This is a genomic window from Streptomyces sp. YS415, from assembly GCF_023544665.1.
GTDB lineage: Bacteria > Actinomycetota > Actinomycetes > Streptomycetales > Streptomycetaceae > Streptomyces.
In genome coordinates, this window is sequence record NZ_JAMJFL010000003.1 from 213,219 (window position 1) to 238,108 (window position 24,890).

Annotated in this window: 23 protein-coding genes; 11 read left to right on the forward strand and 12 right to left on the reverse strand. The window is 74.8% G+C overall.

Annotated elements, in window-relative coordinates; translation table 11 throughout:
* Window positions 1-40 precede the first annotated feature (40 nt).
* The gene (locus tag M8H82_RS05665; RefSeq protein WP_250071454.1) at window positions 41-1,393 is read left to right on the forward strand and encodes an FAD-dependent monooxygenase; all 1,353 of its coding nucleotides are present in this window, start codon (window positions 41-43) and stop codon (window positions 1,391-1,393) included.
* Between the two features lie 133 nt (window positions 1,394-1,526).
* The gene (locus M8H82_RS05670; RefSeq protein ID WP_250071306.1) at window positions 1,527-2,747 is read left to right on the forward strand and encodes a GAF domain-containing SpoIIE family protein phosphatase; all 1,221 of its coding nucleotides are present in this window, start codon (window positions 1,527-1,529) and stop codon (window positions 2,745-2,747) included.
* Window positions 2,748-2,781: 34 nt separating this feature from the next.
* On the opposite strand, the gene M8H82_RS05675 is transcribed toward M8H82_RS05670, so the two are convergent.
* Window positions 2,782-3,789, reverse strand: a complete 1,008-nt coding sequence (locus M8H82_RS05675) for a lysylphosphatidylglycerol synthase domain-containing protein (protein WP_250071307.1) — start codon at window positions 3,787-3,789, stop codon at window positions 2,782-2,784.
* Between the two features lie 218 nt (window positions 3,790-4,007).
* The gene (locus M8H82_RS05680) at window positions 4,008-4,799 is read right to left on the reverse strand and encodes an SAM-dependent methyltransferase (protein ID WP_250071455.1); all 792 of its coding nucleotides are present in this window, start codon (window positions 4,797-4,799) and stop codon (window positions 4,008-4,010) included.
* A gap of 258 nt (window positions 4,800-5,057) precedes the next feature.
* Here M8H82_RS05680 and M8H82_RS05685 point away from each other — a divergent pair, with 258 nt between their 5' ends.
* Both M8H82_RS05685 and M8H82_RS05690 read left to right on the forward strand, forming a co-directional pair.
* Window positions 5,058-5,639 carry a hypothetical protein gene (locus M8H82_RS05685; protein ID WP_250071308.1) on the forward strand — a complete coding sequence of 194 codons (582 nt, stop codon included), beginning with the start codon at window positions 5,058-5,060 and terminating at the stop codon, window positions 5,637-5,639.
* A 169-nt stretch (window positions 5,640-5,808) separates the two neighbouring features.
* Window positions 5,809-6,864, forward strand: a complete 1,056-nt coding sequence (locus M8H82_RS05690) for a CdaR family transcriptional regulator (RefSeq protein ID WP_250071309.1) — start codon at window positions 5,809-5,811, stop codon at window positions 6,862-6,864.
* 33 nt (window positions 6,865-6,897) lie between these two features.
* On the opposite strand, the gene M8H82_RS05695 is transcribed toward M8H82_RS05690, so the two are convergent.
* Entirely contained in the window at window positions 6,898-7,656 is a 759-nt protein-coding gene (locus M8H82_RS05695) for a DUF4142 domain-containing protein (RefSeq protein WP_250071310.1), read from the reverse strand.
* Window positions 7,657-7,884: 228 nt separating this feature from the next.
* Here M8H82_RS05695 and M8H82_RS05700 point away from each other — a divergent pair, with 228 nt between their 5' ends.
* The gene (locus tag M8H82_RS05700) at window positions 7,885-10,572 is read left to right on the forward strand and encodes a SpoIIE family protein phosphatase (protein WP_250071456.1); all 2,688 of its coding nucleotides are present in this window, start codon (window positions 7,885-7,887) and stop codon (window positions 10,570-10,572) included.
* A gap of 15 nt (window positions 10,573-10,587) precedes the next feature.
* On the opposite strand, the gene M8H82_RS05705 is transcribed toward M8H82_RS05700, so the two are convergent.
* On the reverse strand, window positions 10,588-11,916 hold the full coding sequence (locus tag M8H82_RS05705; protein ID WP_250071311.1) for a hypothetical protein: 1,329 nt from the start codon (window positions 11,914-11,916) through the stop codon (window positions 10,588-10,590).
* A 114-nt stretch (window positions 11,917-12,030) separates the two neighbouring features.
* Here M8H82_RS05705 and M8H82_RS05710 point away from each other — a divergent pair, with 114 nt between their 5' ends.
* A complete protein-coding gene (locus tag M8H82_RS05710; RefSeq protein WP_250071312.1) occupies window positions 12,031-13,248 on the forward strand; it encodes a molybdopterin-dependent oxidoreductase in 1,218 nt (405 codons plus the stop codon).
* A gap of 298 nt (window positions 13,249-13,546) precedes the next feature.
* Here M8H82_RS05710 and M8H82_RS05715 read toward each other — a convergent pair whose 3' ends face one another.
* From M8H82_RS05715 to M8H82_RS05730, 4 genes are read right to left on the reverse strand one after another with little or no spacing between them, the layout of a single operon-like run.
* Window positions 13,547-14,308 (reverse strand): bifunctional 2-polyprenyl-6-hydroxyphenol methylase/3-demethylubiquinol 3-O-methyltransferase UbiG, encoded by a 762-nt coding sequence (locus M8H82_RS05715; protein WP_250071313.1) that lies wholly within the window; start codon window positions 14,306-14,308, stop codon window positions 13,547-13,549.
* Complete coding sequence (locus tag M8H82_RS05720) at window positions 14,305-14,916, reverse strand: DUF2064 domain-containing protein (RefSeq protein ID WP_250071314.1); 612 nt, start codon at window positions 14,914-14,916, stop codon at window positions 14,305-14,307. Before M8H82_RS05720 ends, M8H82_RS05715 begins: the two co-directional genes overlap by 4 nt.
* Window positions 14,913-15,185: a hypothetical protein gene (locus M8H82_RS05725; protein WP_250071315.1), complete on the reverse strand. Its 273-nt coding sequence runs from the start codon at window positions 15,183-15,185 to the stop codon at window positions 14,913-14,915. The genes M8H82_RS05720 and M8H82_RS05725 overlap by 4 nt, the downstream gene beginning before the upstream one ends.
* A complete protein-coding gene (locus tag M8H82_RS05730) occupies window positions 15,182-15,889 on the reverse strand; it encodes a glycosyltransferase family 2 protein (RefSeq protein ID WP_250071316.1) in 708 nt (235 codons plus the stop codon). The genes M8H82_RS05725 and M8H82_RS05730 overlap by 4 nt, the downstream gene beginning before the upstream one ends.
* 103 nt (window positions 15,890-15,992) lie before the next feature.
* Between M8H82_RS05730 and M8H82_RS05735 the strand changes: the two genes are divergently transcribed.
* Window positions 15,993-16,679: a response regulator transcription factor gene (locus tag M8H82_RS05735; RefSeq protein WP_250071317.1), complete on the forward strand. Its 687-nt coding sequence runs from the start codon at window positions 15,993-15,995 to the stop codon at window positions 16,677-16,679.
* A 2-nt stretch (window positions 16,680-16,681) separates the two neighbouring features.
* Window positions 16,682-17,794, forward strand: a complete 1,113-nt coding sequence (locus tag M8H82_RS05740; protein ID WP_250071318.1) for a HAMP domain-containing sensor histidine kinase — start codon at window positions 16,682-16,684, stop codon at window positions 17,792-17,794.
* A 5-nt stretch (window positions 17,795-17,799) separates the two neighbouring features.
* Here M8H82_RS05740 and M8H82_RS05745 read toward each other — a convergent pair whose 3' ends face one another.
* From M8H82_RS05745 to M8H82_RS05755, 3 genes are all read right to left on the reverse strand, one after another.
* Window positions 17,800-18,789: an NAD(P)-dependent oxidoreductase gene (locus M8H82_RS05745; protein WP_250071319.1), complete on the reverse strand. Its 990-nt coding sequence runs from the start codon at window positions 18,787-18,789 to the stop codon at window positions 17,800-17,802.
* A gap of 117 nt (window positions 18,790-18,906) precedes the next feature.
* A complete protein-coding gene (locus M8H82_RS05750; RefSeq protein ID WP_250071320.1) occupies window positions 18,907-20,343 on the reverse strand; it encodes a HAMP domain-containing sensor histidine kinase in 1,437 nt (478 codons plus the stop codon).
* Entirely contained in the window at window positions 20,340-21,029 is a 690-nt protein-coding gene (locus tag M8H82_RS05755) for a response regulator transcription factor (RefSeq protein ID WP_250071321.1), read from the reverse strand. The genes M8H82_RS05750 and M8H82_RS05755 overlap by 4 nt, the downstream gene beginning before the upstream one ends.
* A 157-nt stretch (window positions 21,030-21,186) precedes the next feature.
* Between M8H82_RS05755 and M8H82_RS05760 the strand changes: the two genes are divergently transcribed.
* The 3 genes from M8H82_RS05760 to M8H82_RS05770 are packed head-to-tail and all read left to right on the forward strand — an operon-like array spanning window position 21,187 to window position 23,669.
* Window positions 21,187-22,527, forward strand: coding sequence for a ferredoxin reductase family protein (locus M8H82_RS05760; RefSeq protein ID WP_250071322.1), 1,341 nt, complete (start codon window positions 21,187-21,189; stop codon window positions 22,525-22,527).
* Window positions 22,528-22,537: 10 nt separating this feature from the next.
* Window positions 22,538-22,933 (forward strand): FMN-binding protein, encoded by a 396-nt coding sequence (locus M8H82_RS05765; RefSeq protein ID WP_250071323.1) that lies wholly within the window; start codon window positions 22,538-22,540, stop codon window positions 22,931-22,933.
* Between the two features lies 1 nt (window position 22,934).
* Entirely contained in the window at window positions 22,935-23,669 is a 735-nt protein-coding gene (locus M8H82_RS05770) for an FAD:protein FMN transferase (protein WP_250071324.1), read from the forward strand.
* Window positions 23,670-23,994: 325 nt separating this feature from the next.
* Here M8H82_RS05770 and M8H82_RS05775 read toward each other — a convergent pair whose 3' ends face one another.
* Window positions 23,995-24,795, reverse strand: coding sequence for a class I SAM-dependent methyltransferase (locus tag M8H82_RS05775; protein ID WP_250071325.1), 801 nt, complete (start codon window positions 24,793-24,795; stop codon window positions 23,995-23,997).
* Between the last annotated feature and the right edge of the window lie 95 nt (window positions 24,796-24,890).

Consider the following 24,890-nt stretch of genomic DNA (forward strand, 5'->3'; position numbering starts at 1 on the left):
CGGAGACAAGGGCCGCCCGGGCGGGCGGCATGCGGTGGTCGTGGGCGGCAGCCTCGCGGGGCTCCTCGCGGCGCACGTACTGGCCCGGCACGCCGACCGGGTGACCGTCGTGGAGCGCGACCGCTTCCCGGCCGGCAGTGACTCCCGGCCCGGTGTGCCGCAGGGCCGGCATCCGCACGTCCTTCTCCAGGGCGGGCAGACGGCCCTGGAGTCGCTGCTGCCGGGCTTTCTCGCGCAGTTGCGGGAGGCGGGGGCGCCGCGGGTGGGCATGCCGGCGGACCTGGTGCTCTGGCAGAGCGGCCGCTGGCTGCGCCGGGTGCCTGCGTCCACGCACATCTACACCGGCTCCCGCGCCCAGTTGGAGGCGCTGGTGCGGCAGCGGGTCCTCGCCGACCCGGTGATCGGCGCGGTGGAGGGGGCCGACGTCGTCGGGCTGCTCGGGGACGCCGCCCGCGTGCGGGGCGTCCTGCTGCGGGACCGCTCCGGCGACGCCCGCGGGGAGCAACGGCCCCTGGAGGCCGACCTGGTCGTCGACGCCACCGGCAGCGGCACGAAGGCCCCGCAGTGGCTGGAGGCGATCGGCGCCGAGCGCCCGCCGGAGGAGACCATCGACACCGGGCTCGCCTACGCCTCCCGCGTCTACCGGGGCGGCAACGGCGCCCTCGGCGGCGAGACGCTCGGCTACTACGTCTACCCCGGCCCCCAGCAGCCCCACGGCGGCGGCGTGCTGCCGCTGGAGGACGGCAGCCATCTGGTCATCGTCTCCGGGCTGCGCGGCGACGAACCGCCCACGGACGACGAGGAGTTCGTCGCCTACACCAAGCGGCTGGCGCATCCGCTGCTGGACCGCTGGATCGAGGGCGCCGAACCGCTGTCCCCGGCGTTCGGCTACCGGCGGACCGCGAACATCCGCCGCCGCTACGACCTCCCCGGCCGCCGCCCGGCCGGATTCCTCGCCACCGGCGACGCGCTGTGCACCTTCAACCCGATCTACGGGCAGGGCATGGCCATCGCCGCGATGAGCGCGGTCGCCCTGGGGGACGCGCTGGCCGACCGGCGCCGGACGCCCACGACGCGGCGCGTGCAGCGGGCGCTGCTCGCGGCGTCCCGGCAGGCGTGGGACATCTCCGCCGGTGCGGACCGCTCGATGCCCGGAGCGGTCGGTACCGCGACCGAGGGCGGGCGCGCCGACCGGGTCGCCGGCTGGTATCTGCGCCGGGTCCAGGAGCGGTCCCCCGGCGACCCCGTGGTGGGGCGCGCCTTCCGCCAGGTCCTCAGCCTCGCCGAGCCCGTCACCGCCCTGCTCGCCCCGCCCGTGGCCCGGGCCGTCCTCTTCGGCCCGCCCGGACCGACGCCCGTCGATCCGCCGGCGGCACCGGAGCGGGCGCTCTAGATCCCGAGCGGTCCGGGCCCCGCGGAGCAGCGGCACCGGAGGACGTCCGCCCCCCCGCCGACGTACAGGCGTTCGAGATGACGCAACCTCGGCGTCACCTGTTCCGGTTCGGCGTGCTCTTAGAGTGGGAGCTGTGGCGCGATCGTGCGAGTCGTTTCATAGCCCGGCGACGGCTGAGCCGGCCGATGCCGCCGGCTCGCCCGCGTACGGCGCCGGAGGCTCCCGGCTCAGCGCGCTGCGCTCGGCGGCCGCCCGCGTCGGCACCACCCTGGACGAGGACACCACCCGCGCCGAGCTGACCCGGGAAGTCGCGGGACAGGTGGGGGCCGCGGTGGCGGTCCTGCGCGAGCGGGGCGAGACCGGCGCGGAGTACGAGGCCGTCGTCGGGAACCCGGCGGTACTGCCCGACGCCCACTGGACCGCCCAGGTGGCCCGCGGGACGGGCGGCACCGGCGTCGTGAACCTCGCCTCCGGCGGCTCCCGGCCCGCCCTCTGCGTCCCCCTCACCGCCCAGGGCCACCGCTACGGCGTGCTCGTCTGCGCCCGGGAAGGGGCGCCCTTCGGCCAGGCGGAGGAGGACGTGGTCGCGTTCCTGGCCGAGCGCGCCGCCTCGACCATCCGGCATGCCCGCGAGCACGACGCGGTGAGCGGCATCGTCGGCAGGCTCCAGCGGGCCCTGCTCGCCGAACCCGGCCGCCCGCATCCCAACCTCGACGTCGCCATCCGCTACCTGCCCGTCGGGCAGCGCGCGCTGGTCGGCGGCGACTGGTGCGAGACGGTACGGCTGCACTTCGGCCGTACGCTGCTGGTCGTCGGCGACGTGATGGGGCACGGCCTGGACGCCGCCGTCGACATGACGGCCTACCGCTCGGCCCTGCGGTACATAGCCTCCGCCGATCTGCCGCCGCACCGGGTGCTGCGCCAGCTCGACGACCTCGCCGCCGCGGAGCCGGAACGCCGCCCCGCCACCTGCCTCGTCGCGCGCGTGGACCCCGCGCGCGGACTGGTCACCCTGGCCAGTGCCGGGCATCTCCCGCCCGCCGTGATCGACGGATCCGGCCGGGTCTCCCTGCTCCCCGTGCCGGTCGGCCCGCCCCTGGGCACCGGGCTCGGCGGCTACGAACCGGCCACCTGCCGCCTCGACCCGTCCCAGACGCTCATGCTCTTCACCGACGGCCTCGTCGAGCGCCGAGGCGAGGACATCGACCAGTCCCTGGATCGCCTGGCCGGGCTCGGCTTCCCGTCCGGCGCCGGTGTCCAGGAGGTCCTCGACACCGTGCTCGCCCGCCTCGACGCCCGGCACGCCGAGGACGACGTGGCGGTGCTCGCCGCCCGGCTCCACCACCGCTCCTGACGGGTCGCGGGGGACCCGGGTCGCCGCGCGTCGCTCAGAGCAGCTTGCGGTGGACGAGGGCGGAGAGGGTGAGCATGCCGGGTACGAGCGGCAGCCACACCGTCAGCACGCGGTAGCCGATCACGGTCGCCGTGGCCGGGGCCGGGGCGGCGCCGAGGGCGACCATCGTGAACACCAGCGCCGCGTCGACCGGACCGATCCCGCCCGGCGCGGGCACCGCCCCGGCAGCGGTACTGGCGGCCAGGAACGCGAACACGAGCTGCGCCCACGACAGCGGCAGCCCCAGCGAGGCCCCCACGGAGGCGACCACACCGGCCTGGAGCAGCGGGAGCGCGGCCGCCCCGCCCCACAGCGCGAGCACCCGGCCGGGCATGGTGTGCAGCAGCCGCGCGTCGGTCAGCGCGGTGCGCAGGAACCCGAGAACCGCGCGCCGCAGCGGCCGTACGGTCGTCAGGAACAGGGCCAGTGCGGCGAGTACGGCCGCCGCGCCCACGCCGGTCATGAGCAGGGTCCCGTGGTCCGGGACCAGCGCGTCGAGCCGGATCAGTTCCGGGGCCGCCAGCAGCAGGGCGAGCAGCACGAACCGCTTCGCGACCGGCTTGACCAGGGCGTACAGGGCGAGCGAGGCCGCGGCCCGAGGCAGGGGTATGCCCTGGCGCTGGAGGAAGCGCAGGGTCACGGCGTGCGCGCCGATGCTCGCGGGGAGCGCGTGGTTCGCGGCGCCCGCGGCGACCTGCGAGGCGAGCAGCGGCAGGGGCGGCAGCCGCTCGGGAATCGCGCCCTGCCGGACGCAGGCGGCGGCCACGAAGGTCAGACAGGTGAAGCCGACTCCGGCCGGCAGCCAGCGCGGGTCGGCGGCGGCCAGATGGGACGCCCCGTCGGACAGGCCGCGCCAGTCGGCGGCCAGCCAGACGCCGATCAGCACGAGCGGAAGGGCGGTCAGCACATGGCGGGCGAGGCGGGCGAGGCGGGCAGGGGAGGGGGAGGGGGAGCCCGGGCGGGCGGGGGTGGCCGCCGGGGCAGGGAGGGGGAGAAGGGACATGGCGCACGTCGTCCTTCCGCGTCACGCCCACGCGGCGCAGGGCGGACGGATCACAAGGCGAAGCAGGGGGGACGAGCGAAAGGTGCCCGCTGGATGTGACGCCATGGAGTCCGGAAACCGACGGCCCATCGAAGAAACGGGTCAGGGCGTGCGCATCGGAAGGAACGGGCGGGGCCGTTCCGCGCCTGTGGAACGGCCCCCTCGGCAGTGAGCCGTCCCTACGCCTTGCGGCCGACCCCGCAGTAGGCGTCCACGGCGGTGACCGGAGCCTGCGGGCCGGTCTCGTCGCGGCGCCAGTCGGTGACCGGGACGACGCCCGGCTCCACCAGGTCCAGGCCGTCGAAGAAGGCGGCGATGTCCCCGACGCTGCGCACGTAGTACGGCACCGCGCCGCTCGCGTTGTAGGCCGCGGACGCGGCGATCATGCCCTCGCTGGTGGCCGTGCTGTCGCTGACCACCAGGTAGCTGCCCGACGGCAGGCCCGCCATCAGCCGCTGCACCAGGTCCACGGCCTGCGCGTGGTCGGCGACATGGCCCAGGGTGTTGAGGATCATCAGGGCGACCGGCTGGGACAGGTCGAGGGTCTCGGCGGCGGCTTCGAGCACTGACTTCGGCTCGTAGAGGTTGGCGTCCAGATAGGCCGTCCTGCCCTCGGGGGTGCTGGTGAGCAGGGCGTTGGCGTGGGCCAGGACGATGGGGTCGTTGTCGACGTAGACGATCCGGGCGTCCGGGGCGACGCGCTGGGCGACCTCATGGGTGTTGTCGGCGGTGGGCAGGCCGGTACCGATGTCCAGGAACTGGCGGATGCCCTGCTCCCCGGCCAGGTGGCGGACCGCACGGCCCAGGAAGTGCCGGCTGGACACCGCGACGTCGACCAGACCGGGGAAGATCTCCTTGATCTGGTCGCCGATCTCCCGGTCGACCTCGTAGTTGTCCTTGCCGCCGACGAAGTAGTTCCAGAAGCGCGCCGAGTGCGGCTTCGTCGTGTCGATGCGGGCGCGTATCTCCATCGACGCGCGGATCTGGGGATCGACGTCCGACACGGTGCGGCCTCCTGCGGTGGCTTCGTTGATCAGGTGATGCCCAACTTAGGCGAACTGACATTCGCCGGATGCGACTTGGGTGGGCGGAGCCCGGGGAACAGTCGATTTTCGGCCACGCTGGTTGAACGGTTGATGAAGGCGGCACGTGTACGGCCGGGCGCGGTACCCGCCGCGCGGGCGCACACTGGGAGTGTGCTGTCGGTGCTCTCCAGGGGGTGTCGGCCGATGGCTGAGCCACGGTGCGAACGCATACGGATGTGGCGGTGGCGGCGCAGCCCGTTGCGGCGGCGCTGCGACCTCGTCGAGGCCTGGGTGGTGCTCGGCGGCTGGCTGCTGGCCCTGGTGGGCGGGGCGCTGGCGGGCCTGCTGGCGGTCGGCGCGGTGGAGCGGGCCGCCGAGGACCGGCGGGCGCAGAGCCGGCAGGTGTCGGCGGTGCTCATGGAGGACGCGGACGACAAGGTGCCCGCCCGGGTGCCGGCCGACTACCGGGTGTGGGCCCGGGTGAGCTGGACCGATCCCGACGGCACCGCCCGCTCCGACGACGCGCGCGTGGCGCCCAGGACCAGGGCCGGGGCGAAGGTCCCTGTCTGGACCGACGGCCACGGCCGGGTCACCGCCCCGCCGTTGAGCAGCGGCGAGATCGGACTGCACGCCGTCTCCGGCGGCACGCTGGCCGCGCTGTGCACGTCCGGCGTGGTCCTCGGCACGGTGTGGGTCGTCCGGCAGCTGATGGAGCGCCGGCGCCTCGAACAGTGGGCCGTCGAGTGGGAGCGCATCGACACCCGCAACGGCTGGAAGACGGGCTGAATCCGGGCGGCCCGGGGAGCGTCCGTGCTGTTCCGTGCGGCTCCGCACGCTGGAAAGTCGTGGGAAAACGACGTAGAAAGCGATGTCGGAACGACACACGACACGCCACACACGACACACGACGCGCGGCACAGCGACGCACGACGGACCGGAGAACGGGGGAGCGCCGATGGCGGGGCCGGACGCGTATGCGGAGTATCTGACCGGCTACCGCGACATCCTCGCCGACGCCTCCGCCACCGGCCGCCGACTCACCCGCGCGGAGCTCGAATCCCGCCGTGACCTGGGAGAACGTGCGGCGGAGGCGGGGCTCGGCCTGCGTGCCATGGTCGCCGCCCACATGGCGGAGACCCGCGCCGGCCGGCCGGCCGCCGGCTCCGTGGACGCCGTGCTGGCCGCGGCCGCCCAGGCCCTGGACGCCTTCGCCGAGGGCTACGAACGCGCGCAGCGGGACGCCGTACGGCAGGAGGAGGCCGCGCGCCGGGAGTTCGTGGACGATCTGCTCTACGGCCGCAGCGACCTCGGCCTGCTGGCGCAGCGGGCGGAGCGGTACGGGCTGCGGCTGTCGCACGCGCCCGCCGTCGCCGTGGCCTGCGGCGGGACCGCCTACGACGACGGCGACCCCGTGCCCCGGGAGGTGGAGCGCGCGCTCATCGGCCGGTTCGGGGACCGCAGCATCCTGCTCACCACCAAGGACGGCCGGATGGTCTGCATCGCCCCCGGCAACCACGACGACGTCCTCGCCCACTTCGCCCAGCACGCCCACGCCGTCACCGACGGCGGCCAGGTGGCGATCGGCCGCGCGCACCCGGGGCCGGCCGGTGTCGTCCAGTCCTACGAGGAGGCCCTGAACGCCCTCGATCTCGCCGAGCGCCTGGAGCTCGGCGAGCCGGTGCTGCACGCCGCCGACCTGCTCGTCTACCCGGTCCTCACCCGGGACCGGCAGGCCATGGCCGACCTCGTGATCAGTGCCCTCGGCCCGCTGCGGCAGGCCCGCGGCGGCGCGCGGCCCCTGCTGGACACGCTCACCGCCTACTTCGACTGCGGCTGCGTGGCCGCCGAGGCGGCCCGCCGGCTGTCGCTCAGCGTGCGCGCGCTGACCTACCGCCTGGACCGCGTCCGCCAGCTGACCGGCGCGGACCCGGCCGACCCGGTCCAGCGGTACACCCTGCAGACCGCGGTGATCGGAGCCCGCCTGCTGGACTGGCCGGCGAAGCCGCTGTGACCCTGCCCGGCGGAGGCCCGGGGTGCTCGCCGGTCAGCCGATCGTCCCGCTGGGGCTCGGGTTCGGGTTGGGGGTCGGAGAGGCCGTGTTGACGTTGAGGTCCGGGCGGGGCTTGAGGACCAGGACCGGGGAGCCGGGCTGGGGCGGGGGCGGGGTGAGCTGTTCGTCGGGGAGCTTCGGCGGGGAGGTCTGCTGGAAGTTGACCTGCTCGTAGTTGACCAGGCCGGTCTTCTCCAGCACCGTGATGTGGTCCAGGACCGTGTCGTTGGTCAGGTCCGCGAGCTGCCGCACCAGCGTGTTCTGCGTGCTGGCCCGGATGCTGGCGACGGCCGGGAAGATCCGGCCGTGGGCCACCCGCATGATGGTCACCGCGGTGGAGTCGAACTCCTTGCCCGTCTTGGAGTCCGCGGTCGCCACGAACTGCTGCTGCTGCGGGCTCGGCTGGTTCGGCAGTGTGATGCCGAGCTCGGGCGCGATCTTGCGGCACATCGCGTCGAGGCCCGAGTGGCCGACGAGCAGATGCTTGCCGACCTCCTTCATCGCCTCGTTGGTGCCGCGCTCCAGCGCCATCTCGCCGAGCGGGTACTCCCACAGTCCGGCCGCCCGCACCTTGACCACGAAGTCCCGGTCCGCCTCGGTGAGCGGCCCCCATTGCGTGTTGGCGATGATGCGCGACGTGTCGGACGACGTGTTCTCCACCCCCAGCATCGCGGGGTAGGCGAGAGCGGAGAGGGTGAGCACCAGGGCGCCGCCGACGAAGACGGTTCCCGCCGTGCTGCGCGAGATGCGCATCGGACCTCCTGAGGCGAACGGCTCGGACACCCGGAGATACGGGCGGGCAACCCGAAACAATCAGCGCTGCGGGTAAAAAGTCCCGCCACCGCGGGGTGTCCTCCGTCACACCCCCGCCGCTCCGGGGCCGTCGCGCTCCCCCGTGCGCCCCTTTCACCCCTTTCACGCATTGTTGTGAGGTGGGTCACATAGGGTCTAGGGTGAAATCGCCTGAGGGAAGTGAGCCATTTGTCCGTCGCCTGGGACGACATCGGCGGACTCGTCGATGCCCATGAACGCTTCCTCGCCGGAGCCCGTGTCGACGCGGAGGTCCGGGACTCCGTGCTGGCGTCCTGGAAGCGGTGCAGGTCGGCGGGGCTCGAACCGGACCGGCTGGACATCCCCTACGACCCCGGCGTGGTCCTCGGCGAGCGGTTCCTGCGCGCCGCCGAACCCGTCCTCGGGCAGCTCGCCGCATCCCTCGGCGGACTCGGCACGACCATCGCCCTGTGCGACGGGCAAGGGCGGATCGTCCAGCGGCTCGGCGGCGGGCGGGCGCTGCTCGACCGGCTCGACGCGGTGAGCTTCGCCCCCGGCTTCGACGCCTCCGAACAGGCCGCGGGCACCAACGGCGTCGGCACCGCGCTGGTCGAGCGCGGGCCCGTCCAGGTCGTCGGCCGGGAGCACTTCGCCGACTGCCTGCAGCCCTTCGCCTGCGTCGGCGCCCCGGTCCGCGACCCGCTGAGCGGGCGGATCGAGGCCGTACTGGACCTGACCTGCCTGCGCGACGACAGCGACCCGATCATGCTCCGGCTGGTGCGCGAGGCCGCCCAGGCCATCGAGGGACGGCTGCTGGAGCAGTCCACCCAGCGGGAGCGGGCGCTGCTCGCCGCCTACCGGCAGGCCGGCCCCGAGACGGGCCCGGAGTCCGACGGCACCGGGCTCGGCCGGATCGACCTGGCCGTTCTGCGGGAGAAGGCCGAGGCGCTGCTGGCCTCGCCGCACCGCATCCTCGACGAGGTGAACCTGACCGGCGGCCGGACCGCCACCCTGATGCGCCGCAAGGTCGTGGGCGCGGCCGGGGAGACCGGCGTGGTCGTCGAGGCCCGCGTCCTGGGGCATCCGCGCCCGGTCGCCCTCACCCCGCCGACGCCCCCGCCGACGGCGGCCACGGCCCGCCTCACCGTCCCGGCCGACACCGGCGACGCGACCGGCGGACGGCTGGTGCTGGTCGGGGAGCCCGGGGTCGGGCGGCTGGCGCTCCTCGCGCGCCGACGGCTGGAGCTGCTGCACGAGGCCGGGGCGCGGATCGGCGCCACCCTCGACGTCACCCGCACCGCGGAGGAGCTGGCCGAGGTGGCCGTGCCCCGGTTCGCCGACTTCGCCGCCGTCGACCTGCCCGACGCCGTGCTGAACGGGGAGGAGCCCGCGCCGGTCGGCGCGGACGTCCCGCTGCGCCGGGTCGCCCTGCACAGCCGCAACGACGAGCCGCGGCTCTACCACGTCGGCGACGGCTTCGCGTACGTCGCCTCCACCCCGCAGGCCCGCAGCCTGGAGAGCGGGCGGGCGGTGCTGGAACCGGTGCTGTCCCGGGCGGGCGGCTGGTACGCACAGGACCCGGTACGGCTGGACCGGGTGCTCGCGGCCGGGACGCACTCCCTGATCACCGTCCCGCTGCGGGCCCGCGGCGCCACCCTCGGCGTGGTCAGCTTCTACCGCTGCGCCAACCCCGCCCCCTTCGAGGACGACGACCTCTCCCTCGCCCAGGAGCTGGGCGGACGGGCCGCCATGTGCATAGACAACGCCCGCCGCTTCACCCGCGAGCACAACACCGCGCTCGCGCTCCAGCGCAGCCTGCTGCCCAAGGGGCGGCCCGAGCAGAGCGCCGTCGAGGTCGCCTACCGGTACCTGCCCGCGCACGCCGACGTGGGCGGCGACTGGTTCGACGTCATCCCGCTCTCCGGCGCGCGGGTGGCACTGGTCGTCGGCGACGTCGTGGGGCACGGGCTGCACGCCGCCGCCACGATGGGCCGGCTGCGCACCGCCGTGCACAACTTCTGCTCCCTCGACCTGCCCCCCGACGATCTCCTCACCCACCTCGACGACCTGGTCGGACGGCTCGACCGGGGCGAGGGCTGGGCGGTGGAGAGCGCCCCTCCGGAGACCTGCGGCATCGGCGCCACCTGCCTGGTCGCGGTCTACGATCCGGTGTCCCGGCGCTGCACCCTCACCCGCGCCGGGCACCCCCTGCCCGCGGTCGTCCGTCCCGACGGCTCGGTGGACTTCGTCGACCTGCCGTCCGGACCGCCGCTCGGACTGGGCGGGATGCCCTTCGAGACCGCCGAGCTGGAACTCGCCGAGGGCAGCCAGCTGGTGCTCTACACCGACGGTCTGGTCGAGGACCGCCACCGGGACATCGACGCCGGCCTGGACCGGCTCCGTGCCGTCCTCAGGTGCGCCGGACGTTCTCCCGAGGACACCTGCGAGGCGGTCCTGGACGCGATGCTCCCGGCCCGGCCGAGCGACGACGTGGCCCTGCTGGTCGCCCGCACCCATGTCCTCGGGCCCGACCGGGTCGCCCAGTGGGAGCTGCCGAGCGACCCCGCGGTCGTCTCCCGGTCCCGCGCCGCGGTCACCGAACAGCTCGCCGCCTGGGGCCTGGACGAGCTCGCCTTCACCACCGAACTCGTCGCCAGCGAACTGGTCACCAACGCCATCCGCCACGCCACCGGCCCCGTCCAGCTCCGCCTCCTCCGCGACCGCGCCCTGATCTGCGAGGTCTCCGACGGCAGCGGTACCTCGCCGCGGCTGCGCCGGGCGCGCAGCGAGGACGAGGGCGGTCGCGGGCTCTTCCTGGTGGCCCAGCTCACCGAGCGCTGGGGCACGCGCTACACCCCGCACGGGAAGGTCATCTGGACCGAGCAGCTCCTGCCCTGACCGGGAGCGGTTCCGTCACCAGCCCGTCCACAGCAGGTGGTTGACGAGCAGGGCGAGGGCGGCCTGGGCGGTGAGCCAGGCACGGGGAGCGGTGAGGTACGCGCACGACGGCAGCAGCCACAGGGCGAACGGCAGCCAGATGCGTTCCGTCTCCGCCTTGCTCATCCCCGACAGGTCGGCGACGAGCATCGCGAGCAGCGCGGCGCCCACCAGCACCGCGAGCCGGACCTCCGCCGCGCCCGGCCGCCGCAGCAGCACCACACCGGTCCGCGGCAGCCCCGCCGCCGTCGCGAGGCCCACCACCAGGACCTGGCAGGCGAGGTTGGCCCACACCCAGTAGGCCCCCGGCCGGGTGCCGCCGGCGCCCTGGTGGTAGCGGGTGACCAGCAGGTCGTACGCCTCCCACCAGTGGAAGCCCAGCGCGGTGAACACCGCCGGGACCACCAGGAAACCGGCCCCCGCGAACAGCAGCGGCCGTACGCGTGCCGAGCCCAGGAACAGCACGGCCGCCGCGATCACGACGTACAGGGTCAGGCCGTACGACAGGTACACCGTCAGGCCGAACAGGAGGCCGGAGGCGAGGCCCGTCCAGAGCGGGCGGCGGCCCGTCACCGCCAGCGCCAGCAGCGCCACCGCCCAGGCGGCCACGGCCGCGAAGTACCCGTCGGCGGACGTGCCGAGCCACACCGCGCCCGGCGCCAGGACGAGGAACGGCGCGGCACGGCGGGCGAGTCGCTCGGCGGCCAGGGCGCGCACGGTGACGAGGATCGCGAGCGCGGCCGTGGCGCCGACGACGATGCACCACACGCCCGCCCAGGCGCCGCCGCCGAGCCCGATCCGGTCCAGGTACACGAAGGTGAGCGGGGCCGCCGGGGGGTGGCCCGCGACGTGCGCGGGCCAGTGGTCGGGCGAGCCGAGCAGGATGTGGTCGGTGAACCCCCGCAGGGCGGCCGGGATGTCGTCGAAGCGGTCGATGACCTGGAGGTACTCGTACCGGGTCGTCAGGCGGCGGGCGATGCCGCGGTGCCAGCCGTCGACCAGCGCCAGCGAGAACGTCCAGGCCGTGCCCGCGCCCCACACGGCGAGCAGCAGCCCGCGCCAGGGCAGCCGGGCGGCCAGCGGCGGGCCGTACGCCACCACCGCGACCGCGACGACGAGCGCCGCCGCGGTGCCGGGCCCCGCGTGCGGGCCCCAGTCGGCCAGCAGCGGCGGCCAGTTGACGAAGAGAGTGCCGTCACGGTGCTCGACGGCGGTGCCGACGAGGGCGGCGGCCGCGAAGAGCAGCGCGGCGGCCGCGGCGGCGTACAGGTCGCGGCGAAGGTCGCGGGAGGGAAGGCGGGTCACGTCCGCACGCTAGGGCGGCGGGGCCTGGACCGGACGGCTGACAGGCGCGGACGTCAGAGATTCGTCATGGTTCGTGAACGCTTCGCGGCACTGCTCCCGGCCTACGGTCGGGACATGAAACGGTCTCCTTTCGCACCGGGCTTCTGGCGCAGTCCGCTGCGCGGCCCCTGGCTCACCTCGGTGCTGGGCGTGGTGCTGCTCGGCGGCATCACGGTGCTGTTCGTGACGGGACTGGTGTCGTACGCGGCCTACAACCCCGATCTGTCGCCGGTGAACGACAAGACCCCGGACAAGGGGATCCTCGGCTTCTACCTCTTCGCCTGGCCGACCGACCCGCACTGGCTGTACCGGCTCGACCAGGGCGTCCACGTCACCCTCGGCATCACCCTGATCCCGGTGCTGCTGGCCAAGCTGTGGTCGGTCGTACCGCGGCTGTTCACCCTGCCGCCCGTCCGCTCCCTGGCCCACGCCCTGGAGCGGATCTCGCTGCTGCTCCTGGTCGGCGGCGCGCTGTTCGAGTTCGTGACCGGAGTGCTCAACGTCCAGCTGGACTACCTCTTCCCGGGCTCCTTCTACCCGCTGCACTTCTACGGGGCGTGGGTGTTCTTCGCAGCGTTCCTCGCGCACCTCGCCCTCAAGCTGCCGCTCGCGCTGCGCAACCTGCGGCAGCTGCGCGAGGAGCGCGACGACCTCGTCCCGAGCGATCCGGCCGAGCCGACCGTCTCCCGGCGCGGTGCGCTGTGGTTCGTCGGAGGCGGATCGCTGCTGCTGTTCGCCACCACCGCCGGGCAGAACTCCGACGCACTGCGCTGGACGGCCCTGCTCGCCCCGCACGGGCCCGGCGACCCGGGCGAGGGCCCCAACGGCTTCCAGATCAACAAGACGGCGGCATACGCCGGGATCCGCCCCGCGGACACGGCCGACGACGCCTGGCGCCTGGTCGTCACCGGCCGCACCGGAACCGTCCGGCTCAGCCGCGCCGATCTGCTGCGGCTCCCCGCGCACAGCGCCGCGCTGCCCATCGCCTGCGTCGAGGGCTGGTCGACCTCCGACCAGTCGTGGCGCGGCGTACGGCTGCGGGATCTGGCCGCGCTCGTCGGTTACGACGATCCGCCGGACGTCCTCGTGGAGTCGCTGCAGCAACGCGGCGCGTTCCGCCGGGCCGCCCTGCGCGCCAACCAGGTCGCCGACCCGCGTTCCCTGCTCGCCCTGTTCGTCAACGGCGAGGAACTGTCCCCCGACCACGGCCGGCCGGCCCGGGTCATCGTGCCCGCGGCGCCCGGGGTGCTCAACACCAAGTGGGTGGCCCGGATGACGTTCGGAGACCTGTGATGCGACCGCGGCTTCCCCTCGGCAGCCCGCTGCAGATCCTGCTGCTCGTCTGCTCGTTCGCGCTCGCCGGATACGCGGGCGTGCGGCTGCTGGAGGGTGATTGGTTCCGGATCGCGTTGTGGTTCGCGGGCGCGGCCGTGCTGCACGACCTGGTCCTGCTGCCGCTGTACGCGGTGGCGGACCGGGCGCTCGGGGCGGCGGCCGGACGGTACGTGATGTACGTCCGGGTGCCCGCCGCGTTCTCCGCGCTGCTGCTGCTCGTGTGGTTCCCGCTGATCACCGGCCGGGTGGAGGAGCGCTACCGCTCGGCCACCGGACTCTCCCCGGACGGTTTCCTGGCGCGCTGGCTGCTCATCACGGCCGTGCTGTTCGGCGCCTCGGCGGCGCTGTGCGCGCTGCGGGTGCGCAGGGCGGCGAAGGAGCGGCCGCCGGCGGTCCACTGAGCGACGGCACGCCATCCGGCGCGGGTGGCGTGCCGCAGCAGGGCGGCGGTGCCGATGCGGGCCCAGGGGAAGGGGGTGCCCTCGGTGCCGTGGGCGTCGGTGACGTGGACCAGGACGCGCTCGTCGAGGTCGGGTACGGGAACGGTCTCCGCGATCAACAGGCCTCCTGCGCGCAGGAGTCGGGCCGTCCGGGCGAGGAGCGTGCGGGGGTCGCCGCCGATGCCGACGTTGCCGTCGATGAGCAGGGCGGTGCCCCAGCGGCCCTCACCGGGAAGCGGGTCGAAGACCGAGCGGTGCAGGGCGGGAGCGCCCAGCTGACGGGTGCGGGCGACGGCGGCTGCACTGACGTCGATGCCGAGGGCGGGGCGGCCCTGCTCGCCCAGGGCGGCCACCAGCCTGCCCGGGCCGCAGCCGACGTCCAGGACCGGGCCTTCGCAGCGCCGGAGCACGTCCAGGTCGGCGGCGTCGGCCCGCGCGCACCAGCGTTCTATGTCCAGCGGGAGCAGCCGGCCGTCGGACCGGCGCAGGAAGAGCGGGCCCCGGCCGGTGCGCAGGGCGCGGGTGTAGGGGTCGGCCGACCAGGTACGGGCGGGTGCGGTGCGGGCGAAGGAGGTCATGGGCGGCCCACCGCCGTGAACTCCTCCAGCAGGGCCGCGAACCGTCCCCCGGGCGCGGCCCGCGCGACCAGCCGCGCGTCGGCCGCCGTGTCCACGTCCCGCAGCACCGGCAGCTCCCGCACGCGCAGCCCCGCCAGCCGGGCCCGCTGTTCCGCGCCCGTGTGCGGCACAGACATCGGGACGCCCCGGAGCAGGGCCGGGTCCGGGTCCGCGAGACCCAGGGCCCAGAAGCCACCGTCCTCCGCGGGACCGAAGAAGGCGTCGCAGGCGGTGAAGTCCACCGTCAGGAGGTCCGGTGTCACCTGGGGGGTGTCCATGCCGATCAGGAGCGCCGGGCCCGTGCAGGCACCGAAAGCCGCGGCCAGCCGCTCGTCCAGGCCGCCGCCGACCTGCGGGACGACCTCGATGCCGGGCGGCAGCCAGCGGCCCGGCGCTCCGTCCAGGACCAGCACGCGGCGCCGGGCGGGCGTGGCGGCCACCACCTCCAGCGTGTCCGCCAGCGCCGCCTCCGCCAGGGCCGCCGCCTCCTCGGCGGTGAAGGGAGGCGTCAGCCGGGTCTTCACCCGGCCCGGCCTGGGCTCCTTGGCGATGACGAGCAGCGTGGTCATGCGTGGGCCTCCCGCTCCGCCGGGATCCGGCTCATGTCCGGCAGGGCCTGCCGGGTGCCGTCGGATGCCTGCTCGCCGGTGACAGAGGGCGCCGGGTTCGTGGTCCGCGGCGCCGACGCCCCGCTCCCGTCCCGCGGCGCCGTCACCCCGCTCATGCTCCGCTCCGTCGGCGCTCGGCGCATGTCCCGCACCGCCTGCCACGTCCCGTCGGCGGCCTCCTTCTCCGGGGTGCGACGGGGTGTCCCGGTGATGGCCGGCGGCGTGGTCATGCGGGGGCCTCCCGGTCCGACAGGACCCGGCTCATGTCCCGCACCGCCTGCCACGTGCCGCGCCAGGTGCCCGTCACCTTGGAGGCGCCGGTGCGCGGACGGTACGGGACGTCGTACTCGGCGATCCGCCAGCCCGCGTCACAGGCACGGACCACCATCTGCAGCGGATAGCCGCTGCGCCGGTCGGTCAGGCCGAGGGCGAGCAACTCCTCGCGGCGGGCCGCCCGCAGCGGGCCGAGGTCGTGCAGCCGCAGGCCGGTGCGGCGGCGCAGCAGACGGGAGAGCGCGAGATTCCCGGCGCGGGCGTGCGCGGGCCAGGCACCCCGGCCCTGCGGCCGGCGCCTGCCGAGCACCAGGTCGGCCGCCCCGGACCGGATCCGGTCCACGAACGGCACCAGGTCGGACGGGTCGAGGGAGGCGTCGCAGTCGCAGAAGCACACCACCTCGGCGGTGGCGGCGGTCAGGCCCGCGTGGCAGGCGGCGCCGAATCCACGCCGCTCCTCCCGCACGACCGTCGCGCCGAGCGCGCGGGCGACGGCGGCCGAGCCGTCCGTGGAGCCGTTGTCGACGACCAGCGCGCGCCAGCCCGGCGGGATGCGCTCCAGCACCCAGGGCAGCGCCTCGGCCTCGTCGAGGCAGGGCAGGACGACATCGACCGGCGCCGGGTCCGGTGGTGCGGCGGGAGAGGTGGTCACACCGTTCACCCTACGAGCGCAAAAAGGGCGGATCGGGCACCGGCTCCTTACGGAACAAGGACGTCGGCGGCCGGGCGCCGCATCCGGCCAGACGTGGTGCGAGGCTGGCGGCATGGAACAGCAGCAGCCCCGGGTCCTCGTCGTCGACGACGACCCGACCGTCGCCGAGGTGGTCTCCGGCTACCTCGACCGCGCCGGCTACCTCGTCGACCGCGCCGGCGACGGCCCGGACGCCCTCGCCCGGGCCGCCGAGCACTGGCCGGACCTCGTCGTCCTGGACCTGATGCTGCCCGGCATGGACGGCCTGGAGGTGTGCCGCCGGATGCGCGGACAGGGCCCGGTCCCGGTCATCATGCTCACCGCGCGCGGCGACGAGGACGACCGGATCCTCGGCCTGGAGGTCGGCGCCGACGACTACGTCACCAAGCCGTTCAGCCCCCGCGAACTCGTCCTGCGCGTCGAGTCCGTGCTGCGCCGGGTCCGCCCCGCCCAGCCCGCGGGGCTGCTGCGCGGGGCCGGACTCACGGTCGACCCGGCGGCTCGCCGCGCGGTCAAGGAGGGCGCCGAACTCTCCCTCACCATCCGCGAGTTCGACCTGCTCACCTACTTCCTGCGGCACCCGGGGCGGGTGTTCAGCCGCGAGGACCTGATGCGGGAGGTGTGGGGCTGGGACTTCGGCGACCTGTCGACCGTCACCGTCCATGTGCGACGGCTGCGCGGCAAGGTCGAGGACGACCCGGCCCGCCCCCGGCTGATCCAGACCGTGTGGGGCGTCGGCTACCGGTTCGAGGGGGTCTGACCGTGCGGGACACCCTCCTCATCGCCCTGTTCGCCTTCCTCGGCGCCGCCGCGGCCGGAATACTCGGCGCGGGCGTCCTGCGGCTGATCCGCCGCCGTTCGCTCGCCGTGCACCTCGCGGTGGTGGCCGCCGTCGCCGTCACCGCGATGCTCGCGGGCACCCTCGCCGTCGCCCAGGCGATGTTCCTGTCCGAGCACGACCTGAAGGTCGTCACCCTGGTCGTCGCCATGGCCGCCGTGGTCTCCCTGGCCACCGCCCTGCTGCTGGGCCGCTGGGTCGTCGCCGGCAGCCGCGCCCTCGCCCTCGCCGCCCGCTCCTTCGGCGACGGCGGCGCCTTCACCTCCCCCGACGGCCCCGCCTCCGCCGAACTCGCCGCCCTGAGCCGGGAGCTGGAGACCACCAGCGCCCGCCTCGCCGAGTCCCGGGAACGGGAACGCGCCCTGGAGTCCTCCCGCCGGGAACTCGTCGCCTGGATCTCCCACGACCTGCGCACCCCGCTGGCCGGACTGCGCGCGATGTCCGAGGCCCTGGAGGACGGCGTCGCCGCCGACCCCGACCGCTACCTCCGGCAGATCCGCACCGAGGTCGAACGCCTCAACGCCATGGTCGGCGACCTCTTCGAGCTCTCCCGCATCCACGCCGGCGCCCTCGCCCTCAGCCCCACCCGGGTCTCCCTGTACGACCTCGTCGGCGACGCCCTCGCGGGAGCGGACCCCCTCGCCCGCGAGCACGGCGTCCGGCTCGTCGGCGACGGGGTGGAACCGCTGCCGGTCGAGGTCGACGGCAAGGAGATGAGCCGGGTCCTCGGCAACCTCCTGATCAACGCGATCCGCCGCACCCCGTCCGACGGCACGGTCGCGATCGCCGCCGAACGCGTCCCCGAGGGGGTGCTGCTGTCGGTGACCGACGGCTGCGGCGGCATCCCCGAGGAGGACCTGCCGCGCGTCTTCGACACCGGCTGGCGCGGCACCGACGCCCGTACCCCGCCGGCCGGCGCGGGCCTCGGCCTGGCGATCGTGCGCGGCATCGTCGAGGCCCACCGGGGCCGGGCCACCGTACGGAACATCCCCGGCGGCTGCCGCTTCGAGGTGACGCTGCCGGCCGCCCAGGGCTGACCGCGTCAGGCGTCCTGCGCGAACTCCCGCATCCCCGCCTCGAATCCGACCTTCGGCCGCCAGCCGAACTCGGCCCGCAGGCGCGCGGAGTCGGCGGTGATGTGCCGTACGTCCCCCAGCCGGTACTCCCCGGTCACCACCGGCTCGGGCCCGCCGTACGCCGCCGCCAGCGCGTGCGCCATCTCGCCGACCGTGTGCGGGTCGCCGCTGCCGGCGTTGCGGGCCACCAGCACCCCCGGCGGCGAACCGGCCTCCAGCACCGCCAGGTTGGCCGCCGCCACATCCCGTACGTGCACGAAGTCCCGCCGCTGGCAGCCGTCCTCGAAGACCCGCGGGGCCTCGCCCCGGGCGAGCGCCGAGCGGAAGAAGGAGGCGACACCGGCGTACGGGGTGTCGCGCGGCATGCCCGGCCCGTACACGTTGTGATAGCGCAGCGACACCGCCTGGGCGCCCGTCACCCGGGCCCAGGCGGCCGCCAGGTGCTCCTGGGCGAGCTTGGTCGTGGCGTACACGTTCCGCGGGTCCGCCGGCGCCTCCTCCGCGACCAGCTCCGGCGACAGCCCGGCCCCGCACTCCGGGCAGCGCGGCTCGAAGCGTCCGGCGTCCAGGTCGGCCACGGCACGCGGTCCGGGACGGACGACACCGTGCCGGGCGCAGGTGTAGCGGCCCTCGCCGTACACCACCATCGACCCGGCGAGCAGCAGCCGCCGTACTCCTGCGTCCGCCATGGCGGTGAGCAGCACGGCGGTGCCTAGGTCGTTGCGGGAGACGTACTCCGCCGCGTCCGCGAAACCGGTGCCGAGCCCGACCATCGCGGCCTGGTGGCAGACGGCGTCCACGCCGGCCAGGGCGCGGCGCACCGCCTCCGGGTCGCGCACGTCGGACACCGGGTCGGCGCGGACGTCGTACACGACGGGTTCGTGACCGTGCTCCGCGAGCGCCTGCACGATGTGGGACCCGATGAACCCGGCGCCGCCGGTGACCAGTACACGCATGGCGCCCACGCTAGGCCGGGGCACCTGCGGACTACCGGACCGCGCCCGGCACGTCACGGCTTCGTAAGACTCGGGGGCCGGGCTCAGGGGACCTGACCGGACCTCAGGGGACCGGACCTAGGGGACCAGGCTCAGGGTGACCGTGAAGACCGTCTCGCCGGGCTCGCTGCTCAGCTCGATCGTGCCGCCGTGCGCCCGGATCAGGGAACCGGCCACGGCCAGACCCAGACCGCTGCCGCCGCGGTCGCGGCTGCGCGCCTTGTCGACCCGGTAGAAGCGGTCGAAGACCCGGTCGCGGTCGGCGGGCGGGATGCCGGGGCCCGCGTCGGCGACCCGGATCCGGGCCGTGCCGCCGGAGACCGACAGGCCCACCCGCACCCGCGTGCCGGGCGGGGTGTGCATCGCCGCGTTGGTGAGGAGGTTGTCCAGAACCTGCCGGATCCGCTGCGCGTCCACCCGGGCCGACAGGGCCGCGGGGCCGGGCGCGACCGTCAGGGGACGGCCCGGGTGGCTCGCGCGGAAGGCGTCCGCGGCCTCCTGGACCAGCTCCACCAGATCCGTCTCCCGGGGGCGCAGCGGGGTCTCCGCCTCCGCCGCGTCCAGCCGGGCGAGCAGCAGCAGGTCGTCCAGCAGGAAACCCATCCGGGCCGCCTCCGCGCGCAGCCGCGCCAGGTGCTTGTCCCGCTCCTCGGGGGCGTTGGCCGCCGCGTACTGGAAGAGGTCCGCGTACCCCCGTACCGACATCAGCGGCGTACGCAGCTCGTGCGAGGCGTCCGCGACGAAGCGGCGCAGCCGCTGCTCGGCCTCCGCGCGCACCGCGAGGGCCTCGTCGATGTGCTCCAGCATCGTGTTGAACGCCGTCCGCAGCTCCTCCACCTCGGGTCCGCCGCTGCGCCCGTCGTGCCGCACCGGCAGCCGGGCCGAGTCCGTCAGATCGTGCGAGGTGATGCCCCGGGCGGTGTGCGCCATGTCGCTCAGCGGCCGCAGACCGCGCCGCAGCAGCGACCGCCCGGCCACCACCAGGGCCAGCAGGGCGAGGCCGAAGGTGACCGCCTGGATGGTGATCAACTGGCCCACGGTGTCGTCGATCTCGTCCATGGGCGCCGCGCTGACCAGCACCACGCCCGGCTCCACCTCGCAGGCGCGCAGCCGGTACTGCCCCTCGCCCTCGAGGTGCCCGGTGCGCAGCACCTCCGTGTCCGAGGCGGACCGCGCCCGGGCCACCGCCGTGAACTCCTCGACGTCCGCGGGCAGATCACCGGCCGTCTCGGGCGTGCGCAGCCGCGGGCTGCCGTCCCGCACGTCGTACACGGCGTAGTACCAGCGCCAGTACTTCTTGCCCGACAGCGTGCCGTAGTGCGCGATGCTCTTGGACTGGGCGACCTGCGCCTGCGCGAGCTGGGTGTCGAGCTGCGCGGACAGGTAGTCGCGCATGTACGTCGTCAGCGCGGTGCCGACGACCGCGAACACCACCAGGGCCAGCGTCCCGACCCCCAGCGCCAGCCGGGTGCCGAGGCGCGTCCTGCCGTACGCCCGCCGCAGCCGCCCGATCACCGGGCGGCCTGCCGGATGACGTAGCCGAAGCCCCGCACGGTGTGGATCATCGGCTCGCCGGTGTCGTCGAGCTTGCGGCGCAGCCTGCTGACGACCAGCTCGACCACGTTGGACCGGCCGCCGAAGCCGTACTCCCACACATGGTCCAGGATCTGCGCCTTGGTCTGCACGGTCGGCGACTTGCGCATCAGATAGCGCAGCACCTCGTACTCGGTCGGCGTCAGGGTCAGCAGCCGCTCGCCGCGGCGCACCTCGCGGGTGTCCTCGTCCATCGTCAGGTCGCCCACCCGCAGCACCGAGCGCTGGAAGCCGGGCCCGGCGCTGCGCCGCAGCACGGTCCGCAGCCGGGCCATCAGCTCCTCCACCGCGAACGGCTTGACCAGGTAGTCGTCACCGCCCCGGGTCAGCCCCGCCACCCGGTCGGCGACGCCGTCGCGGGCGGTGAGAAACACCACCGGCACCATCGTCCCCGAGCGGCGCAGCCGGTCCAGCACCCCGAAGCCGTCCACGTCCGGCAGCATCAGATCGAGCACGACGATGTCGGGACGGAACTCGGCGGCGCGCCGCAGCGCCTCCTCGCCGGAGTTCGCGGTGACCGCCTCCCAGCCCTCGTAGCGGGCGACCGTCGCCACGAGGTCGGCGATCGGCGGGTCGTCGTCCACGACGAGGAGTCGTACTTTTTCCACCCGCTCATACTGCGCCACCCGGCGCCCCGTGCCACAGCCCGGTCGGCCGCCCCCGGTACATCGATAACCACTTGAAAGATCTACGACAGCTGATCGACAGCTTCGTGCGGCCAAGCTCAGTACCCAGGCCCCGGACCCCCATGAGGAGCTGCCGCCCGTGACGACCGTCCAATCGCCCCCCGCACCCCCCACGGCGCTACGCCCCAGGGTGGTGGCCCGCACCGGCCTGTACGCCGTGCTGGCCGCGAACGTGGCCGTGGTGACCTGCTTCTTCGTCGACGCGGGCTTCGGCGCCGCCAACGCGCTGCTCGTCCTCGGCCGCCTCGCCGGGCTCTACGGCGCCCTGTTCATGGCGTTCCAGCTGCTGCTGGTGGCCCGGCTGCCGTGGCTGGACCGCCGGATCGGCATGGACCGGCTGACGTCCTGGCACCGCTGGACCGGCTTCGGCATCCTGTGGACGCTGCTGGCGCACGCCGTATTCATCACCTTCGGCTACGCCGACTCCTCCGGCCTCGACCCGGTCAACCAGCTGGTCGACCTCGCCGAGACCGTCGAGGGCGTGCTGCGGGCCGTCGCCGCGCTGGTGATCGTCCTGGTGGTCGGGGCGGTCTCCGGACGCTTCGCCCGCCGCCGGCTCGCCTACGAGACCTGGCACTTCATCCACCTGTACACCTACCTCGCCGTGGTGCTGGCCTTCACCCACCAGGTCGCGGTCGGTACGACCTTCACCGCCTCGCCGGCCGCCACGGCCTACTGGTACGGCCTGTGGGGCGTCGCGCTCGGCGCGGTGTTCACGGGCCGCCTGGTCCTGCCGCTGTGGCGGAACTGGCGCCACCGGCTGCGCGTCTCGGCGGTCGTCCCGGAGTCCGACACCGTGGTCTCCGTCCACATCACCGGCCGCGACCTCGACCGGCTGCCCGCCCGCGCGGGGCAGTTCTTCCTGTGGCGGTTCCTGACGAAGGACCGCTGGTGGCAGGCGAACCCCTTCTCCCTGTCCGCCGCCCCCGACGGCCGCGGGCTCCGGCTCACCGTCAAGGCGGCCGGCGACGGCAGCGCGGGGCTGCGCGATCTGCGGCCCGGTACCCGCGTCTTCGCCGAGGGACCCTACGGCGCGTTCACCGCCCTGCACCGCACCCGCCCCGGGGCCGTGCTGATCGCCGGCGGCGTCGGTGTCACGCCCATCCGGGCGCTGCTGGAGGAGCTGCAGGGGCACGCCGTGGTTGTCTACCGCGTCGCCAGGGACCGGGACGCGGTCCTGTACGACGAGCTGCGCGAGCTGGCTCTCGCCAAGGGCGCCGACCTGCACCTGGTGACCGGCCCGGTCAGCCCCGACCGGCTGGCGCCCGCCGAGCTGACCCGGATGGTCCCGGACATCGCCGACCGGGACGTCTTCCTGTGCGGGCCGCCCCCGATGATGACCGCGGTCCTGGGCAGCCTGCGCGAGCTGGGCGTGCCCAAGCCGCAGATCCACTTCGAGCGTTTCAGCCTGGCGGGATGAGAGGGACACCGTGAAGCGAGCCATACCCGTCCTGGTCCTGACCGCCGTCGGTCTGGTCCCGCTGTGGCGCTACGAGCCGTCGACGGACCCGGCGCCCACGACCCAGGCGGTCGCACCGGCGCCGTCCGCCTCGTCGGGCAGCTCCGCCCTGGTGATCGAGGGCTCGGTGGTGACCACCGAGAAGGGTCCCGTGCAGGTGGAGGTGACCTTCGAGGGGGACAGGATCGCCTCCGTGCGGATGCTGCGGCAGCCGGATCATCCGCAGACGGCGGCCGCGGTGCCGAAGCTGATCGAGGGGACGCTTCAGGCGCAGAGCGCGGACGTCGACACGGTGTCCGGGGCGACGATCACCAGCGAGGGATACCGGGAGTCGCTGCAGGCCGCCCTGGACGCGAAGGGGGCCTGAGGTGCGGCGCGTCGAGCACGTGATGGGGTTCCCGGTCTCGCTCCGGGTGGACGACGAGCACGTGCCCGGCGAGGCCGTGGACGCCGTCTTCGCCTGGCTGCGGGAGGTCGACGAGCGGTTCAGCCCGTTCCGGGAGGACAGCGAGGTGTCCCGGCTCGACCGGGGCGAGATCGGCCCCGGCGGGATCAGCGCCGACCTCGCCGAGGTCCTCGGCCTGTGCGAGGAGTACCGGACCGCCACCGGCGGCGCCTTCGACGCCCGGCTGCCCGGTCGCGGCCTCGACCCCTGCGCGGTGGTCAAGGGGTGGTCGGTGCAGCGGGGCGCCGAGCTGCTGCAGGCGGCCGGCGTGCGGCGGTTCTGCCTGAACGCCGGGGGTGACGTGGTCGCCGCGGGCGGGCCCTGGCGGGTGGGCGTACGGCATCCGGAACGCGCCGACCGGCTCTGCGCGGTGCTGGAGATCACCGACGGGGCGGTCGCGACCTCCGCGCTGTACGAGCGGGGCGCGCACATCCTCGACGGCCGCACCGGCCGTCCGGCGACGGGTCTGCTCAGCGTCACGGTCGTCGCGGACACCCTGACGGAAGCGGACAGCACCGCCACGGCGGCCTTCGCGATGGGCCCGGAGGGCGTGGCGTGGGCGTCCGCCCGCCCCGGCTGCGAGGTGTTCGCGGTGGACGCGGAGCGCCGGGTGGTGCGGACGGAGGGGGTGCCTGTGGTGGCGGGGGCGAGGGCCTGATCCCTCGGCTACGGGCGGACGCGGTTCACCGGCTGGGCGGGTCCCACGGCCCACGGCCGGTGCGGTCGCCGTCTGATGCCGTGCGCCGGGTCTGTCTGCGGCCGGTGCCGGTGCCGGTGCCGCTTGCGGCTGTGCTCCGGGGCTGCCCGCGTCCTGCGCTGTCGCCGCTTATGCCGTGCGCCGGGTTGCCTGCGGTCCGGTGCCGTCGCCGGTGCCGGTGTCGTCGCCGCTTGCGGCTGCGTGCCGGGCTGCCCGCCCCCGGTGCCCTCGCCCCCGTGCCCTCGCCGCTTGCGGCCGTGCTTCGGGGCTGCCCACCCCCGCGTGCTCACCGCTTGATGCCGCTCACCGACCAGGCCCGGGCCGTCAGTTCGATGGAGCCGTCCGGGTCGCGGGGGAGGGTTTCGGCGAGGGTGTCGCGGAGGCGGTCCCGGTCGTCCGGGGGGAGGTCGGCCACGTAGGACCCGGCCGGTCCCTGGCCCGCGAGGAACGGGGACCACAGATCGGCGAGGTCGGTGAAGACGGTCCGGATGACGATGGGGGTGACCCACACGTCCGCCAGACCGGCCCCCGTCCACAGCGCGTGCAGGGGATCGGGGCCGCACACCGGGAACCGGCGCCCCTCGTCCAGTTCGGCCGCCGCCGGATCCAGCGCCGTGGCCGCGTCCCAGAACCGGCGCAGCAGGACCATGCCCTCCGCGTAGTCCCAGACGTACGCGGCGACCCGGCCACCGGCCCGGACCGCCCGCGTCATCTCGGCGACGCCCGCCGCGGGCTCGGGCAGGAAGTTCAGCGCGAGCCCGCTGACCGCGGCATCGCAGGCCCCGTCCCGCACGGGCAGTGCCCCGGCGTCGGCCACCACGAACCGCACCGGACCGTACGCCGCGTCCCGGGCCGTGGCCACCAGCTCCGCGGACCGGTCGCAGCCCAGCACCAGCGCCGGCCGGCACCGCGCGGCCAGCACCGCCGACAACGCCCCGGTCCCGCACCCGACGTCCAGCCAGCGCAGCCCGTCCGGGTGGCCGGCCAGGGCGGTGAACCGCTCGGCGACCTTCCGGCTCCACCGGCCCATGAACCGCTCGTAGGCGGGTCCGGCCTGCCACACGTCGAACCGCTGCTGCTCGCTCATGACTCCACCTTGAGGGACGCGGACGGCTTCGGCCGTCATCCGGGGCGCCCCGCCGAAAACGGGTCGTTGCGGCGGCGCCCGCCATGGTGAACTGC